Source organism: Rhizobium sp. WYJ-E13 (assembly GCF_018987265.1).
Classification (GTDB): Bacteria; Pseudomonadota; Alphaproteobacteria; order Rhizobiales; family Rhizobiaceae; genus Rhizobium.
In genome coordinates this window covers 900,743-917,099 of sequence record NZ_CP076854.1, presented here as the reverse complement: position 1 = coordinate 917,099, position 16,357 = coordinate 900,743, and the positions used below count along the sequence as shown (strand labels likewise).

The 16,357-nt window shown below is 59.5% G+C and carries 13 protein-coding genes; 5 read left to right on the top strand and 8 right to left on the bottom strand.

Going from position 1 to position 16,357, the window contains the following annotated elements; genetic code table 11:
* Positions 1-67: 67 nt before the first annotated feature.
* Positions 68-709: a TetR/AcrR family transcriptional regulator gene (locus KQ933_RS25740; RefSeq protein WP_216760627.1), complete on the bottom strand. Its 642-nt coding sequence runs from the start codon at positions 707-709 to the stop codon at positions 68-70.
* Between the two features lie 108 nt (positions 710-817).
* A complete protein-coding gene (locus tag KQ933_RS25735; RefSeq protein WP_183732905.1) occupies positions 818-2,542 on the bottom strand; it encodes a penicillin-binding protein 2 in 1,725 nt (574 codons plus the stop codon).
* A 371-nt stretch (positions 2,543-2,913) separates the two neighbouring features.
* Here KQ933_RS25735 and KQ933_RS25730 point away from each other — a divergent pair, with 371 nt between their 5' ends.
* Positions 2,914-3,087 (top strand): hypothetical protein, encoded by a 174-nt coding sequence (locus tag KQ933_RS25730; protein ID WP_183732908.1) that lies wholly within the window; start codon positions 2,914-2,916, stop codon positions 3,085-3,087.
* A gap of 42 nt (positions 3,088-3,129) precedes the next feature.
* Here KQ933_RS25730 and KQ933_RS25725 read toward each other — a convergent pair whose 3' ends face one another.
* From KQ933_RS25725 to KQ933_RS25700, 6 genes are all read right to left on the bottom strand, one after another.
* Positions 3,130-4,440 carry an HlyD family type I secretion periplasmic adaptor subunit gene (locus KQ933_RS25725; RefSeq protein WP_216760626.1) on the bottom strand — a complete coding sequence of 437 codons (1,311 nt, stop codon included), beginning with the start codon at positions 4,438-4,440 and terminating at the stop codon, positions 3,130-3,132.
* Complete coding sequence (locus KQ933_RS25720; RefSeq protein ID WP_253958423.1) at positions 4,427-6,274, bottom strand: type I secretion system permease/ATPase; 1,848 nt, start codon at positions 6,272-6,274, stop codon at positions 4,427-4,429. The genes KQ933_RS25725 and KQ933_RS25720 overlap by 14 nt, the downstream gene beginning before the upstream one ends.
* Positions 6,275-6,281: 7 nt before the next feature.
* On the bottom strand, positions 6,282-7,019 hold the full coding sequence (locus KQ933_RS25715; RefSeq protein WP_216760625.1) for a heme acquisition protein HasA: 738 nt from the start codon (positions 7,017-7,019) through the stop codon (positions 6,282-6,284).
* Between the two features lie 75 nt (positions 7,020-7,094).
* A complete protein-coding gene (locus tag KQ933_RS25710) occupies positions 7,095-9,494 on the bottom strand; it encodes a TonB-dependent receptor (RefSeq protein WP_253958422.1) in 2,400 nt (799 codons plus the stop codon).
* 374 nt (positions 9,495-9,868) lie between these two features.
* Positions 9,869-10,885: a FecR family protein gene (locus KQ933_RS25705; protein ID WP_216760624.1), complete on the bottom strand. Its 1,017-nt coding sequence runs from the start codon at positions 10,883-10,885 to the stop codon at positions 9,869-9,871.
* Between the two features lie 116 nt (positions 10,886-11,001).
* Complete coding sequence (locus tag KQ933_RS25700) at positions 11,002-11,502, bottom strand: RNA polymerase sigma factor (protein WP_113296500.1); 501 nt, start codon at positions 11,500-11,502, stop codon at positions 11,002-11,004.
* A 419-nt stretch (positions 11,503-11,921) separates the two neighbouring features.
* Between KQ933_RS25700 and KQ933_RS25695 the strand changes: the two genes are divergently transcribed.
* The 4 genes from KQ933_RS25695 (at position 11,922) to KQ933_RS25680 (ending at position 16,301) form a co-directional block, all read left to right on the top strand.
* Positions 11,922-12,593 (top strand): L,D-transpeptidase, encoded by a 672-nt coding sequence (locus tag KQ933_RS25695; protein WP_216760623.1) that lies wholly within the window; start codon positions 11,922-11,924, stop codon positions 12,591-12,593.
* On the top strand, positions 12,590-13,135 hold the full coding sequence (locus KQ933_RS25690; RefSeq protein WP_216760622.1) for an OmpA family protein: 546 nt from the start codon (positions 12,590-12,592) through the stop codon (positions 13,133-13,135). The genes KQ933_RS25695 and KQ933_RS25690 overlap by 4 nt, the downstream gene beginning before the upstream one ends.
* Positions 13,136-13,420: 285 nt before the next feature.
* Positions 13,421-14,734, top strand: coding sequence for a polysaccharide biosynthesis/export family protein (locus tag KQ933_RS25685; RefSeq protein ID WP_216760621.1), 1,314 nt, complete (start codon positions 13,421-13,423; stop codon positions 14,732-14,734).
* 58 nt (positions 14,735-14,792) lie between these two features.
* Complete coding sequence (locus KQ933_RS25680) at positions 14,793-16,301, top strand: O-antigen translocase (RefSeq protein WP_216760620.1); 1,509 nt, start codon at positions 14,793-14,795, stop codon at positions 16,299-16,301.
* Positions 16,302-16,357: the final 56 nt, after the last annotated feature.

Sequence of the window (16,357 nt, the reverse complement as noted above, 5' to 3'; positions counted from 1 at the left end):
GCGTGTTTCGCAGGCGTGACGGATTTCGAATGCTGTTCGAAACGCGTCCGGACTTGATCTGCGCAGGTCAGGAAACCCGACGGAACATCGGCGCAATGACCTCCACGATTCGCGCGATGACGAGATCCGGATTGTCGAGATCCATCTGATGATTGGTGAGAACCTCGGTTCTCTGCCGGCTGCGGGTGACCTGCGAGCGGATGCCGAGCGCACAATTCAGACGCCAGCCGATATCCACTTCATCGAGCCAGGGCGCGATCCGCTTCAATTGCGGGATGAAAGCCCGGTGATGCTCGACGTCCTCGATGATGCGCCGGTAGTGAGGCGCTCCGTCACGATGGCTGTGTGCCATTGAGGTGAAGTGCGACAGCACGGGATAGCTCGACGTCGGATCCGTCGCCCAGCGGATCGATGGGCCGACGAGTGCTGCTATCACCTCGTCGATATCGGGAGGATTGGGCGCCCGCCGATCGACGGCTTTCTGCAACAGACTCAGTCGCTCGGCGTTCAGCCGGCGATAGACACGTTCGGCAACGGCGGTGATCAATTCTTCCTGGGACCCGAAATGATAGGCGATCGCCGAAGGCGTCGCCTGCGCCTGGATCGCAATCCGGCGCGCCGTCAGCTCTTCGAGGGCATGCGCCTCGCAAAGCAGCAGCTCGCAGGCGTCCATGAGGCGTTTTGCAGTGACGTTCGTTCGACTGGACATGAGGTGCGCACCTCCACCCAATGACCTAGGCCGCAAGTATGTAGCCCGGATGACGCAAAGTAGTGAAAGTCGGGTAGCCTGCGTTATCGGATAGCGTCTGGCACGGTCTCAATATGAGGCCAGCAGGTTCTGCCCGAAATCCGGCTCGACACCGAGGATCGGTGCGACGCGACTGATGATGTCATGCACCATCGGAGCTGCCGTGTTCGTCGCGAAGGTAAGACCGTGCTGGCCGGTCAATGGTTCGTCGATGAAGGACAGCACGACATATTTCGGGGCATCGATCGGGAAGGCCGCCAGATAGGCGTTGAAACTCAGCGTGTGCGAATAATGGCCGTTCACAACCTTATTCGCCGTGCCTGTCTTGCCGCCGACATGGAAGCCGGGCACGTCGGCGGTGCGCCCGGAGCCTTGTTCGCCATTCAGCTTGAAGAGATAACGAATTGTGTCGCTGGTGCTTTTCTTGACGATCTGCTGTTCGGTTTTCGCCGCCGCTTCCGCCGAGCGCGGCAGGAAGGTCGGCTCTATGAGCTCGCCGCCGTCGACGAGGGCGGCACCGGCAACCGCCGTCTGCAGTGGCGTGGTCGCGACACCATGGCCGAAGGAGATCGTGATCGAATTGATCTTCTTCCAGACTTTCGGCTGTGTCGGTGTTTTCACCTCCGGCAGCTCGGTCTGCATCTTTGTCAACAGGCCAAAGCGGGTCAGATAATCCTTCTGACGATCCATGCCGACCAGGTCCATCATCCTCGCCGTGCCGATATTGGAGGAATAGCGGAAGATCTCCGGAATGGTCAGCCAGCGGCGCGGCACATCATGGTCGTCATGGATTGTGAAGCCGCCGTAATGCAACGGCCCAGTGGCGTCGAAACTGTCGGAGAGTTTCACCGTGCCGCTGTCGAGTGCCAACGCCATCGAGAAGGTCTTGAATGTCGAGCCCATTTCGAAGGTGCCGTTCGACATGCGGTTCAGCCAGCCTTCGCTGCCTGTCGCCTGCGGGTCATTCGGATCGAAATCGGGAGCGGACGCCATGGCGAGCACCTCGCCGGTATGGACGTCGAGGATGACGGCGCCGGCAGCCTTGCCCTTGTATGTGGTGATCGCATCGGTGACGACGTCATGAACGACATTCTGCGCCCGGATGTCGATCGACAGCCGCACCGGCTCCAGATTCTCGCGCACTGCGAGCCCGGTGGATTCCAGATCCGAAAGGCCCTGCGTGTCGAGATACTTCTCCATGCCGGCCATGCCCTTGTTGTCGATATCGACATAGCCGAGAATGTGGGCCGCCGTGCGCCCGCCGGGATAGAAGCGCTTTACTTCCGGGCGGAAGCCGATGGCGGGAAGGCCGAGGGCCAGAACCTCGCTTTGCTGCTTCGGCGTCAGCTGGCGACGCAGCCATGTGAATTGCGAACGCTTGTCCGACAGTTTCTGATAGAGCGCCTTCCGGTCGAGCTCCGGGAAAAGCTGCGTGAGCTTCTCGACCGCTTCATCCACATCGACCATATGGCTCGGCTCGGCAAACATCGAAACCGTGCGGATATCGGTCGCCAGAAGCTCGCCGTTGCGGTCGAGAATATCAGGCCGGGAGGCCATGATCGGATTTGGCGGAATGCTCGATGTCGTCGTGTCGACGACAAGTCCATAGTAGATCAGCTTGCCGAACATCCCGGCGTAGACGATGCCGAGGACGCCTGCGAGAGTGACGATACGGCTTCTCGCCTGACGTGCCGTTCCCGTCGTTTTGCGAGCGGCCCGCGTGAAGGAGGCAGATTCGAAGGTGAGTTTCACCAGCCGACCGCTTCTTACGCTGATACTATGAATGATCGACATTGCCACACACCGAGAACAGAACGCACCAGCGCATAACCCACCTGTCGGCATCGGCTATCGAGGGGGATATGTGCGGATTTAAAGCCCCACGCGGCCGGAACGCATTCTCACCGCTCTGGCAGAACATTTAAACCTCTCTCCATCTGCGACCTGGATGGTTAACAAGGTCTTATCCAACTGCGTGTGATTTTGTCGCAGTTACCCGACGCACACCGCACCAATGGCAACTTCCCGATTTAAAACGATTTTAAAATGTATACTTCAAAAACTAATCGATTTTAATTTTATGGTTAAATTTTTCTTGTTGCAGCGCAAAAGGATTCACGCCTTAATCCCTGCGAACGGTCAATTTGCTCTGTCGAGGAACGCACATGACAGTGACATTTCCGCTAACAGAAAAGCGCAACGCCGATGAGCTGCTGAAGCACCTGATCCAGCACAATCTCTCCTATCCGGGAAACTGTGCCGTTTCGCTCAAGGCTCACGTCGCCCTCGTCACGTCCTCCCATACGTTCGCGCTAGGGACTGCCCGCACGGCATGGTAGCGCTCGAAAAGCCGGGCTCCGATTTGGGCGATCGCGTCGATCTTAATCCTCCCGAAAGGCGCGCCGGATCTGATCGGAGAGCGGCTTGACGAGATAGGAGAGTGCGGTGCGGTCACCCGTTTTGATCATCACTTCGGCCGGCATACCTGGAACGAGCGTGAGGCTCTTCAGCTTTGCCTTTTCGGCTTGCGGGATAGCCACACGCACCAAATAGTAGGACTGGCCGGACCGTTCGTCGGTGGTCAGATCGGCGGCAATTCGGCTGACGACGCCACTCAGCTCGGGTGTCGTGCGAAGATTAAAAGCGGTCATGCGCAACAAGGCGGCGTGCCCGATCTGAATCTGGTCCACATCCTTCGGTGCGATCTGAACTTCAAGGGCCAGATTATCCCCTTCCGGCACGATCAGCATGATCGGATCGGCAGGAGAGATTACCCCACCCACTGTATGGACCGCCAATTGATGCACGACGCCGGATTGCGGAGCGACGATATCGATGCGTTTCAGATCGTCCTCGGCTGCCACTTTGCGCTCGACATATTCGCCGATCTGCGCCTGGACCTCCCGCAATTCGCGGCCGACTTCGGTTCTGAGATCCTGATCGATCTGCAGGATCTGTAGCCGTGTTTCCGTGATCCGGCCGGCCGACTGGGCCTGGAAAGCAATCTTCTCGCCGCGTTCGCCGCCGAAGGTCGCAGCCTGGGTTTTGAGGCCGTTCAGCCGCTGATCGGAAACGATGCCCTGTTCGCGCAACCTGTTCAGAGCGGATATTTCTGTATTCAGAACCTCTATCCCCTCGCCATAGGCAACTTCCTGGGCCTTCAGCCCGGCGATTTCATGCTCGAACTGTTCGATGCGCTGATTGAGCTGGGCTTTCTGCCCTTCCCTCGCGTCCCGCCGAGATTGGAATAATCGAGATTCGCTATGGATGGCAGCAGCCACCTCAGGATCCTTGTCGGCGGCAAGCAGCCAGTCTGGAAAAGCGATCTCGTCAAGATCGTCACGTTCGGTTTCAAGCCGCGCAAGCCGCGCAGCCAATTCGTTCAGCCGCTTCGTGACGATCGCCAGGTTGGCGCGGGTCTGGGTGGCATCGAGGCGCATGAGCACGTCACCGGCCCTGACCTCATCCCCCTCTCCGACAAGGATTTCTCCAACGACCCCGCCCTTCGGATGCTGGACCTTCTTGACGTAGGAATCGACAACAAAACGCCCCGATGCCACGACCGCTCCGGCGAGATCCGTCACCGAGGCCCACGCCCCGGCACCTCCGACCATCGCGAGCGAAGCGATGACGCCCACCATCAGGTGGCGACGGATTGAACGGCTGACTTCGCGATCATCAATGTCGGACATCGGCATCCTCCTGACTATCCGCTATGGCGCCATTTGCTGCATCGGATGTCGCCTGGGCGACGTTTGCAATCACCCGCAGCGGTGCAGTGCTCACGCCGGTTGCTGGAAAGCCCCTGCCAGAGTGCAAGCCCGAGCCGCTCTTGAGAACTTTGGAAAGCACCTCGTCACGCAGACCGAAGGCCTTTTGCCTGCCACCTTCGATCATCAGCACATGATCGACGATCCCAAGTGCACTGGGTCTATGGGCAACGACGACGACGATACCCTTGCGATCGCGAACCGCGGCGATGGCCCTGACAACAGCGGCTTCACCTTCGGCGTCCAGATTGGCGTTGGGCTCATCGAGGACGACCAGAAACGGATCGCGATAAAGGGCACGCGCAAGGCCGATGCGCTGGCGCTGACCGGCCGAGAGCGCGGCTCCGCCTTCGCCGATTTGCGTCTCGTAGCCGAGTTCGAATTTCAAGATGAGTTCATGGGCACCGGCCGTGCGCGCCGCGGCGATGATCGCGTCTGCGTCAGGAGTTTCCTCGAATCTCGAAATGTTTTCGGCAATGGTTCCGTCGAACAGCTCCACGCCCTGCGGGAGATAGCCGATATGCTCACCGAGTGTGGCGCTGTCCCACTGGTCCAGGCTGGCGCCATCGATCCGGACCTTGCCCGCCGACGGCTGCCAGGCGCCGACCAGGATTCGCGACAAGGTCGACTTTCCCGATCCGGATGGACCGATCACGCCGAGTGCGTTTCCTGCGACCAGCGAGAAGCCGAGCCCGGCCAGCGTAGGTTTTCTTTCGCCCGGAGGCGCGACGGTCACCGCCTCGATGCGCAACTCACGTTCGGGGCGCGGCAGAGCCGTGACGGGCTTCACCTCAGGGATCTTGCCCAGCAGGTCCTGAAGCCTCGCCCAGCTCTGGCGTGCCATCAGAAACGGTTTCCAGTTGCCGATTGCGAGTTCGACGGGTGCGAGCGCCCTACCCATCATGATCGAGCTTGCGATCATGATCCCGCCCGTGGCCTGCTGAGTGATCACGAGATATGCGCCGACAGCGAGAATGGCGGACTGCAGCATCATGCGCAGCGATTTCGACAGGCCTCCCAAGCCACCGCCGATGTCGCCGGCCCGACGGTTGGCCGCAAGATAGGCGGCGTTGACCTTCAGCCATCGTTTGGCGAGCCGCGTTTCCAGTCCCATCGCGCGGACGACTTCCGCATTGCGACGGGTACCTTCCAGAAGACCGTTGCGGATCATGTTCTGGGCAATGGTTTCGCGGATAGGACCTTGCGACAGGGTGTTCGTGATCAGCGTCAGCGAGACAAGGATGATCGCGCCGACGAGCGCCGTTACACCGATCCAGATGTGGAAGAGGAAACATATGCCGAGATAAAGCGGCATCCACGGAAGGTCAAAAAAGGCCGTGGGGCCTGTGCCCGACAGGAAGCCGCGGACGTTGTCGAGATCCCGCAATGGCTGCAAGCCATCACCGTGGGGTCGACTGACCAATGGAAGGCGTATCACGGCCTCATGAACGCGGGCGCTGAGCTTTCCGTCAAATCGCTCGCCGATCCTCAGCAAGACACGGGTGCGGACGATATCGAGGATCGACTGGAATGCGTAGAGGCCTGCGGCAAGCACCGCCAGACCGATCAGCGTCGGAACGCTGCCGCTTGCGAGCACGCGATCATAGACCTGCAGCATGAACAGGGGCGACGTCAGGGCGAGCAGGTTGACGACCCCGCTGATGAGGGCAATGCTGACGACATTGCTCTTCAGCGGGAGGATCGTCGCCGCAGCAAAGGGCTGCGACGACGTCCGAACCAGAAATTGGTTCCTCATCGGCCGATCACGCGACGAAGATCAGATCGGAGCTGTCAAGCGTGCCGCCGCCTGCGAAAGCGACGTCAATGCTGTTGCCGGCGTAGGAGATCGTCGAGCCGGAAATACTGCCGCCAGCCGTGACGAAGTCGCTGTAATCATCCCAGCCATAACCATCGAGAACAATCAGGTCGTTGCCGTCAACGAAGTCGGTGATGGAATCATCGCCCCATCCGCCGGCATTCAGATCGGCGCGATAGTAGAAGGTGTCGAAGTCACTCGCACCGGCGCCCGTCAGCACGTCGTCACCGGCAAAGCTGTAGAGGGTCTCGCCGAGGCCGCCGCTATTGCCGGTCTGCGTCGTGCCCTGTTCGCCGAGATAGTCGTAGAGATGCGTCAGGTCGGCGAAGTTGGAGAGGTAGTAGATCGCATAGGTGAACGCCGTAGAGGCGGTCGCGTCCGACAGGTCCAGCGTCAGCACGGTGCTGAGATCATAGCCGGCCGCCGTGCTGCCGGTCAGATGCGAGCCGAATTCCAGCGTGTCGAGCGAGCCGACGAAGCCGCCCGGCGGAATGTAGCTGAAATCGCCGTTGAGAACCACGCCCGACTGGGCAGTACCGGCGTTGCCGGCGACCCACTGGTCGTAAGGCGCCGAGCCCGGGCTGAACGAGCCATGGCTGCGATATGAGAAGGAGTTGAGCCACGTGGTTTCGAGATAGTTGACCCAATCGGGCGCACCGGCGGGGACCTGAATTCCTACACTCATTGTCTTTCTCCATTGATGGTTGGTTGTCCGTCGGTCGACGAACCTCGGATCCGGGCCTGTCGGCCGGGAAATTGCTTAGAACTTGAAGTTGAGCGATGCCGTCGCCGTGCGTCCCGGTCCGGGCAGGCTGATTGTCCCGAGCGCCGGGACGTAGGCGACATCGGTCACGTTGTTGACGGCAAAGCGGAGCTTGACGGTGTCGTTGAAGGCGTAGGACCCGTATATGTCGTAGAGCGAATAGTCTTCGGTGACATAGTTGCTCGCCAGCACGCCGATATTGGGCGATGTGCCGCCGACATGGGTGGCGCGACCGCCGATCGTCAGCTTGTCGTCGAAAAGCCGCATGCCGGCATCGACGGTGAACTTGTTGCGCGGCGGCACGAAAATGATCGAGGGCTCGATCTCGTAGCTCGTGCCGTCGTAGCTATAGGTCGTGCCGAAATCCGTCTTCAGATAGGTATAGGAAAGGCCGGCATACCATTTGCCTGCATCGTAGCTCGCCTCCAGCTCGATGCCTTTCATGCGCGTCGTGCCGTCGACATTGACATAGGAGGCATAGTCGCGGCCCGTTTCGGCGCGATGAACTGTCCCGAGCGCGATATAGTTTTCGATCTCGCGGTAAAAGCCGACGGCCTTCAGGCGCACGCTGTCATCAGCGGACAAGAGCCCGTCGGTCGTGACATTCACACCAAGCTCGAACGTGTTGCCTTCTTCGGCCACGAGATCGGGATTGGGAGCGTTCTCCACGAGATTGACGCCGGGGTGACCGCCCGTCAGAAAGGTTTCCATGATCGTCGGAGGACGGAAGCTGCGCGAATATTTGGCGAAGGGCTGCAGCCAGTCGACGGGTTTGACGGCGAGCATGGCGGAGGGCAGCAGCGCGCCGTCCGAATTGTCGACCGGGATGACATTTTCCGGATAGACCGTTCCGCGATCGATAGTACCCGTCCAGATCCGGCAGGTCACGCCGTCGGGGAAGTACAAGCGGCATCTCCGGTTGTCGATGGTCTTGACTTCCAGACCGTAGAGCGATGCATCGCCCGACAGATTGTAATAGTCGTAGCGCAGGCCGGCCTGCGCCATCAGCCAATCATCATGTTCAAACGTAGCATTGGTAAAGGCGCTGTAGACGTCGCGATCACCTGACGGGGTCGTGCCGGTATAGGTGGCCGTCATATCGACGCCATTGAGAAAATAATCCTCGAGCGTCTCCGTCTTGCCGCGATCGAAGAAGGCTTCGACACCGTAGTTCAGCGAAAGTGAACCGGCCGAAGTTTCGAAGCGGCTGGTATTATCGATGCTGAAGCCCAGTGTGCCGAGAGCGTAATAGACGGGGAAACCATCGTCGTTGATGGCCGAGCCGTAGCGCTTCTCGCGGTTTCGCGTGTGGTTGTACCAGAGGCGGGCGTTGAGATCGATGAGCTTGCTGTCGGGATCCCAGTGAAGGCTGCTGGTGATCGTATCGTTCAGAACCTGCTGCGTATCTTCATCGAGGTCGCCATCGTTATTGTAGGAGCCCTGGCTGAAGTCGGAATCGTTGCGAAGCCAGGTCAGCGACGTATCGAGATCGTCGGTGAGCTCCGCCTCGGCCTTCAGCAGGTAGGAGTAGGAGTCCTGCCCCGTGAAGATTGCCGCTCCGTCATGCACGGAGCTGTCATAGAGCTTGATGTCGCCATTCTCGCCGATGTCATAGGCGCCAATCTTTTTGTGGCTGATGCCGCCGAGCACCGAGAAGCTGTCCGACAATCTGACCGCCGCCATGCTTGCGCCATCAAACTGGAACTCGTTGGTGCCAACGGTCGCGTTTGACTCGCCGCCCCACTGGCGGCCGTCTTCTATAAGATCATCGGCTTCGATGGTTCGGAAGTTGACCGAACCGCCGAGTGCGCCGGCTCCGCCAACGCCTGAGGTGCCGCTCTTTTCGACGTCGATTTCACGGATGAAGGCAGTTTCGACATAGGTTCGCTGCGTCGATCCATGACCGTTGCGCTGAAAATTCTGCCTTGCCCCGTCGATCATGGTGACGACGCGGTTCTGGTCCTGGAGGCCGCGAATATTGACCGTTACACCGGGGTTTTGCCCTTCGGAACGGTTGGCATAGACGCCGGCGGCGGTATCGAGCAGGTCACGTGCGTTACGGGCGGGAGAGCTTTGAATAGCCTCCCTGGAAATGACACTGACGCTTGCCGGCTCGTCGTAGACCCAGTCGGGCGTGCCGCGATAGCCCGCGCCGGAACTTGCACGCCGGCCGCCCTTGATGACGATCGGAGCAAGTTGGGTGACACCTTCCTCCTGCGGAATGGCATTCACAATCTCGGCGCTGCCGATCATCGCTGCGCCGCCATCTCCGGAAATATGGGCCGATATTCCCGTTCCCGACAGCATTCGATCAAGCGCGTCGGCAGGCGTCAATCGACCGACAACGGCGCTGGTGTTCACAGAGCCTGTCGGCGTCGACGACAAAGTGATCTGCATACCGGATTGACGCCCAAATGCACGGATTGCACTCGCTAAGGGCTGGGATGGGATGTTGAAGGGGAGGACGGTGGCCGCTTGCGCTTGTGTCTGATCGGCCGGAGCCGACTGCGCGTGAGCGTTGATCGCAACCGATAAAATCGCAAAAGCCGTTGTCGCCAACAACCGTGCTCGCCAGGCGTGCCCGCCCGCTTGGCGCGCGCCGTTGAGCCTCAGAACCCCTACCCTCACTCGCATGCTCACTCTCGTCTCTCCAGTCGTTTGCGCCGATGCCGTGCTCGGCGCTTTCAACGAAATGACGATTGGCTCTCAGAGTTTTTTCAGGGTTTTCGGCTGGGGTGAGCTAAATCTTGATAATTACAGTCAAATTTTTTCTAAAATCGGCTGACGATGCGCGCGAGCGAGGATATTGAGCGGACCTTGCCGCCATAGGGTTCGACCAAGGCGCGCAGCGCCTGATCGGGTTGCCTGAGATTGTAGAAGCCCGTGACCCGCTGATGAGCGAGTGTCGCGTCGGGAACCGATATCCAGGCAGGGTGATAGCGCTGGATCTGCTCGATGACCGAGGCAAGCGTCGCGTTCACGACGTAAAGTTCGCCATTGCGCCAGTTGGCGATCTGATCGACCGGGATCGTGTCCCTCGTCATGACGGCGCTATTTGGATCGACCGTCAACAGATCTCCGGGCATCAGCCGTTCGGGCGGGGTCGCCGATGAACCCGCAATGGAGGCTTGAACGGAACCGTGCGCAAGGGCAATGCTGGTCAGCCCATCGGCGAGCTGCACATCGAAGGCCGTGCCGAGCACCTCGACGCGGACGCCATTTGCCTCCACCGTAAAGGGCCTGTCCTTGTCCGGCGCCACCTCGAAATACGCCTCGCCGGCAAGAAGCTTGATGCCTCGCCGTCCGTCGCTGTAGTTCAAAGCAATCGAGGTCGCGGCAGCCATCGTTACCATACTACCGTCCTGAAGGGTGATCGTGCGGGTCTCCGCCGTAGACGTTGAATAGTCGGCGCTCAAGCGAAGCATCAGGCCGGGCGCAACGACAAGCCCGAGACAGAGTGCGGTCACAGCCGCCGCTGCCACGGCAACCCGCCGCCACGGCGCGCGATGCCGAGCCGCTGCCGGTTTTGGCATGACGGATCTGGCCGCCGATCTCGACGCATATTCCCACTGCGATTGCATGGCCGGAACGACCCGCCCCATCGCGGCCCATGCCTTCTCCGTGCGCTCCCAGGCCAGGCGGTGTTCACTATGGCTGCCCAGCCAGCGATCGAAGCGCGCTTTGAGCTCGGCGTCTTCGAGCCCTTCCCGCAGGAGAAGGAGCCAGTCGGCCGCCGCCGAGAGTGCCTCGTCCGAAACATCAGGCCTTTTATCCGGTTCGACGGCCATCGTTCCCAGTCTTTCCCGTAGCCAAACCACGTCGCATCCCCGCTGTTTTACCGCTTCACGAACAATGACGTTTATCTCGCTCGGTTTTTTCACACGGATTCGAGATTTTTGGCGGATCATCCCATTTTTTTGGCGAATTCTACAATTGCGGCCTTGATCAGCCTGTGGACGCCGGCCACTGAAATGTCGAGGTGGCTGGCGATGTCCTCCATGCGGTATCCGCCGAAGCGATGCATTTCGACAGCGATGCGTGCCTGGTCCGGCATTGCCGAAAGGATTGCGTCGACCTGTCTGACCTGATCGCAGAAGAGCGCGTTTTCCTCAGGCGTTCCCGTGTCCAGGGGAAGTCCCCACCACGGCGTATCTTCCGGGCGGGCGCGCAAATCGCGCTTCTGGCGCCTGCGCACGTCGAGCGCGAGGTTCCTCACCATGCGGAAGAGATAGGCCTTCAACTTCTGGGGTGTGGCCGCGTCTTCCGGCACGAATTTTATGAAGACCTCCTGGACGAGGTCTTCAGCTTCCTCTCGCGAACCGACGATGGGCGTAGCATATCGAATGAGGTCGGAGCGATGTGCCGCATAGACCGCGTAGCGCCGGTCGTCCTCCCTGATGCCCATAGCAATATCCATAAAGAAACGCGGAGATGAACAATCGACGGCAGGCTAAACGCCGGATTGCAAATTCCGCTTATTTCGCAACGTGAGAGGTAAACCAAAAAAACTTGACAATTTCCAGCATGTTTTTTCCAAGATTGAATTTGCAGGGCTTTCTAAATTGAACGAACGGTTCGATCAGCGACTCTATGCGCGGAACCAGGATTCGACTTCGCAGGCAACACAGTTCGCGGCGCCTTCGGTTGCCTTATGAAATTGGGTATAGTGCTGTTCTCGCCGAGTACCGATCAGAGCAACACAGACCCAGAGGCAGCAGCAACTCGACCTCAAGCTTTGGGGGATGAGAAGAATTTTGTGTTGTAGCAAATGAAAAATCTGATTTACTGGCGCGACGCTGCTTGGCTTTGAGGGGGATATGGCCGATGGTGTGGACCCGCAGGGATATTCTGCTCGGTGGATTGGCATTGCTTGGCACCAGCGCGGTACAAAAACCGGCTTTTGCCCAGGCTGCCTCCTATTTTACCGGCACGGCCGCCGATAATGGCGTGACGTTCAGAGCGACCAATTTCGCCAAGATCGACAGGCAGTGGCAGCGTCAGGTTGTCAAATATTTCAGCAGCGAGCCGATCGGCACCGTTGTTGTTGATACGCGGCATCACTTTCTCTATTTGATCATGGAGAATAAGACAGCCATCCGCTACGGCGTCGGCGTCGGCCGCGAGGGCTTCAAATGGTTCGGCCGCGCCACGATCGACGGTAAGTCTCTCTGGCCGCGCTGGACGCCGCCACCGGAAATGCGCAAGCGCCATCCTGAACTGCCCGAATTCGTGGCCGGGGGCTCACCGAAGAACCCGCTCGGCCCCCGGGCCATGTACCTGCATCGTGACGGTGTCGACACCGGCTATCGCTTCCACGGCACGTTGGAACCCTGGAGCATTGGCAAGGATGCCTCCAGTGGCTGCATCCGCATGTTCAACGAAGATGCCATCGATCTTTATCAGCGCTGCCCGATCGGCACCGCGGTTCAGGTCCTGCCGCACATTGCCGACCAGGCGCCGGCAGCTGAGGTCAGCCAGTCAACCCCGGTCGAATGAGGAATATCACGTTGATGTCTGAATATACGAGGCCTCTTGCCGCCGCGGCCATGCTTTTGGCGCTCACTGCCTGCGCCACCACCGATATCGCTTCCGTGGAAGAACCTCCCGCAGTGCCGTTGACTGGCCAGACCAACGATCCCGCGCCCGGTTTTGAAAGCGTCAAGGCCGGCAGCGAAGAGGATTTCATCCTCAATGTCGGCCGGCGTATCTACTTCACACAGGACTCCGCCAAACTCGACTCCGTCGCGATGACGACGCTGGACAACCAGGCAGCCTGGCTGAACAGGAACCCGGCCTGGCTGATCAAGCTGCAGGGATTTGCCGACGATTCCGGTTCCGTATCAAAAATGAAGAGCCTGTCGCAGCAACGCGCCGATGCGACGATGGCCTATCTGGCCTCGAAGGGTGTGGACCCAAAACGGATGTGGGCCAAGGGCTACGGCGAGGACCGAGAAGTGCGCGACTGCACAGAGCGTTCCTGCAAGGTGCAGAACCGGCGCGTCGTCGCCAATCTGCGCACTGAGCCTGATGCGACCTGATTGGACCCCGTCTGCTCGCGATCGCGCATGCGGAACGCCTAGCCTCTCCGCCTGAAATCGAGCGTTTATGAACCGGAGACATATCTTCCGGTTCTCTCGGGGTGAGGCGCCCTACCCCCTTTCATCAATAGTGATGAAGCGAAGCATCCGGCCTCCACCTTCCTCAAGGCCCCGTCAGATTGCACACTGGTGTTGCGGCGCTGGGCCCTGCGTCCGGCGCGCTCGCAACGCCTAAGGCATTGAATCTGTATCCGCTTGAGGATGCTTTGTAGGCTGGACACATAGATGAAGTTATCGTACCGCGTTCCTCACATCTTCTTTCGTGCGACGTTTGCCATGAGTGCGCTCGTCTTTCTTGCCGGACCTGTGTTGCCGGCTTTCGCCGACGACTCTCCTTTCGCTCCTCAAACGAAAATCCGTTTGACGATTGCGCAGTGGATGCCATCCAAAGGCCAGTATGAGCGATGGGAAGCGATCGGTGGCGAATACACCGTCTCGGATGACGGCGCGGTCTTCTTGCCCTTTCTTGGATCCCTTCCCGTCGGCAAGCTCGATAATGCCGGCCTCACAAACCAGATTGCCACGCGCCTGCAGGAAAAGATCGGGTTGATGCAGGCGCCTGTGGTGATGATCGAAATTCTCGAATACCCGCCGATCTATGTCGTGGGAGACGTAGCCAAGCCGGGAGAGTATAAATTCCGCCCCGGCCTTACCGTCCTGCAATCGCTCGCAATGGGCGGCGGCCCGGTCCGCGCCAAAAGCGAGCAACAAACGCAGTCGATCAGGCTCGCAGGCGAATTGCGCGAAACCGATCACGCGATCCTGCGCAGCGCCGCGAAACTGTCGCGGCTCCAGGCGGAGATGGACGGAGCGAAGGAAATTACCTTCGACCGGACGGATGGCAGCAACCAGCAATATGCGGCGGGGATCTATAACGAGGAACGGGTCATCTTTCAGGCCCGCGCAAGTGCGCTGGAGAGGCAGTCAAAGGCACTCGTGGAACTGCGTGATCTTCTGAATACCGAAATTTCGACGTTGGAAGAAAAGCTGGCGGGGGCAGACGACAATATCAAATCAGTCGAAGACCAACTGGTCAGTGTTAAGACGCTGGTTGCGAAGGGCCTTACGCTCTCGTCGCGGCAATTGGACCTGCAACGGCTGCTGACGACCTACCGCGCCGATAAGCTCGACCTCGTCACCGCGATCATGCGGGGCCGTCAGGCCATCAGCGAGACAACGCGGAATCTCGAGGGGCTTGCCGATACGCGCCGGAGCGAAATTGCAACCGAAGCGCAGTCCGAACGGGCAAATCTCGATCAGCTCAAGATGAAACGGGAGTTGACGCAGAAGCTGCTCATCGAGGGGCTCGCCACCGGCGACGATGCCAAAAACCCTGGCGATGAACTCCCGCTTACCTTTACCGTCAGCCGGCGGAATGACGGACAAATCAATCAATTCCCGGCCTCGGAGACGACGGCGTTGGAGCCTGGCGATGTGGTGAGAGTGGTCCAACCTCACATTTTGGGAAGCTCGTCCGATCCCGATTCCGCCGAGCCTTCCGAAGAAACCCAGGCGCTTGTAGATCGGGCCAGCCAGTGACCGGCGAAAGCATGTGTTGCGACGAGGTTTGCTGCGAGCCTATGACTAGGGATATCTGATGACCTTGCGCATGATCCCTCCTCCTGGCCAGACTTATACCCAGATTCTCAAATCGACGATGCTGATGGGCGGCTCCTCGCTGGTGAACGTCGCGCTCAGTATTATCAGAAATAAGGCCCTGGCTGTTCTGCTCGGGCCGGAAGGCGTGGGACTTATCGGCCTTTACGGGTCGATCATCGACATGGCGCAAGCGATCGCGGGTCTGGGGGTGAATGGCAGTGGCGTGCGCCAGATCGCCGAAGCTGCCGGCACTGGCGACACAGAGAAGATCGCGCGATCGGCGACAGCGCTCAGGCGCATATCGATGGTGCTCGGGCTCCTTGGGGCGCTCTTGCTTGCCGCACTGGCGTTTCCAGTCTCAAGTTTCACCTTTGGCGACTACCTGCATGCCGGCGGGATAGCACTTCTCTCTCTAGCCGTTTTTTTCCGGGTGGTCTCCGCCGGACAAACTGCATTGATTCAGGGCATGCGGAACATCGGAAACCTTGCCCTTATCAACGTGCTTTCGGGGCTCTTCGGAACGGCGGTCAGCATCCCGCTGATCTATCTGTTCGGCGCACAGGCCATCGCGCCGTCTCTCGTCGTGATCGCAGCTGCTTCACTCCTTCCTACCTGGTGGTACAGCCGAAAGATCTGCACCGATCGCCCGCCGATGTCGGCGCGCCAATTCGGTCAGGAAGCGACCGCGCTGCTCAGGCTCGGTTTCGCATTCATGGCAAGCGGACTTCTGACCTTCGGCGCCGCCTATGCCATCCGCATCATCGTGCTGAAGGAAGGGGGCGTAGCGGCGGCCGGACTGTATCAGGCGGCTTGGGCGCTTGGGGGACTTTATGCCGGTTTCATTCTGCAGGCGATGAGCACGGACTTCTATCCGCGCCTGACAGCAACCGCAGACAACAATACCGAGTGCAACCGACTGGTCAATGAGCAGGCGGAAATCAGCCTGCTGCTGGCCGGCCCTGGCCTGCTCGCTACTTTGACCTTGGCACCGCTCGTGATGAGTCTGTTCTATTCCGCTGAGTTTCATGGGGCTGTCGAGCTTTTGCGCTGGATCTGCCTTGGAATGATGCTCAGGATTGTCGCCTGGCCGATGGGTTTCATCGTTGTGGCGAAGGGGGCGCAGACGATCTTCTTCTGGACGGAAGTCGCAGCAACGCTGGTGCATGTGGGGCTGGCGTGGCTCTTTGTGTCAAAGTTCGGCACGCCAGGGGCGGGCATGGCGTTTTTCGGCCTTTATGTCTGGCATAGTATTCTGATTTACGTGATCGTACGGCGGTTTACCGGCTTCCGCTGGTCGGCCGCCAATCGCAGGCACGCGCTTCTTTTCCTGCCTGCCTCGGGATTGGTGTTTTCGGCCTTTTTGATCTTGCCGCCATGGCCGGCGATGGTGATTGGTTGCGTCGCCGTGGTCGTGAGCGGGCTTTACTCGCTGCGCATGTTGATCGAACTGCTTCCGCCGGAGTCAGTACCCGCAGTCGTTAGAGGATGGATCACGAAATCGGTGTAAAGAGACACGCGCATCAGATGATGCGCGTGTCTCTTTATGCTGTATTCGAAGGATCA

What these genes read in the sequence shown, in the direction of transcription:
- KQ933_RS25710 (WP_253958422.1), bottom strand. Translation starts at nt 9,494, where the DNA reads ATGCAGATCACTTTGTCGTCGACGCCGACAGGCTCTGTGAACACCAGC.
- KQ933_RS25735 (WP_183732905.1), bottom strand. Translation starts at nt 2,542, where the DNA reads ATGTCGATCATTCATAGTATCAGCGTAAGAAGCGGTCGGCTGGTGAAA.
- KQ933_RS25685 (WP_216760621.1), top strand. Translation starts at nt 13,421, where the DNA reads ATGAAGTTATCGTACCGCGTTCCTCACATCTTCTTTCGTGCGACGTTT.
- KQ933_RS25730 (WP_183732908.1), top strand. Translation starts at nt 2,914, where the DNA reads ATGACAGTGACATTTCCGCTAACAGAAAAGCGCAACGCCGATGAGCTG.
- KQ933_RS25725 (WP_216760626.1), bottom strand. Translation starts at nt 4,440, where the DNA reads ATGTCCGACATTGATGATCGCGAAGTCAGCCGTTCAATCCGTCGCCAC.
- KQ933_RS25715 (WP_216760625.1), bottom strand. Translation starts at nt 7,019, where the DNA reads ATGAGTGTAGGAATTCAGGTCCCCGCCGGTGCGCCCGATTGGGTCAAC.
- KQ933_RS25700 (WP_113296500.1), bottom strand. Translation starts at nt 11,502, where the DNA reads ATGGGCATCAGGGAGGACGACCGGCGCTACGCGGTCTATGCGGCACAT.
- KQ933_RS25720 (WP_253958423.1), bottom strand. Translation starts at nt 6,274, where the DNA reads ATGAGGAACCAATTTCTGGTTCGGACGTCGTCGCAGCCCTTTGCTGCG.
- KQ933_RS25740 (WP_216760627.1), bottom strand. Translation starts at nt 709, where the DNA reads ATGTCCAGTCGAACGAACGTCACTGCAAAACGCCTCATGGACGCCTGC.
- KQ933_RS25695 (WP_216760623.1), top strand. Translation starts at nt 11,922, where the DNA reads ATGGTGTGGACCCGCAGGGATATTCTGCTCGGTGGATTGGCATTGCTT.
- KQ933_RS25705 (WP_216760624.1), bottom strand. Translation starts at nt 10,885, where the DNA reads ATGGCCGTCGAACCGGATAAAAGGCCTGATGTTTCGGACGAGGCACTC.
- KQ933_RS25680 (WP_216760620.1), top strand. Translation starts at nt 14,793, where the DNA reads ATGACCTTGCGCATGATCCCTCCTCCTGGCCAGACTTATACCCAGATT.
- KQ933_RS25690 (WP_216760622.1), top strand. Translation starts at nt 12,590, where the DNA reads ATGAGGAATATCACGTTGATGTCTGAATATACGAGGCCTCTTGCCGCC.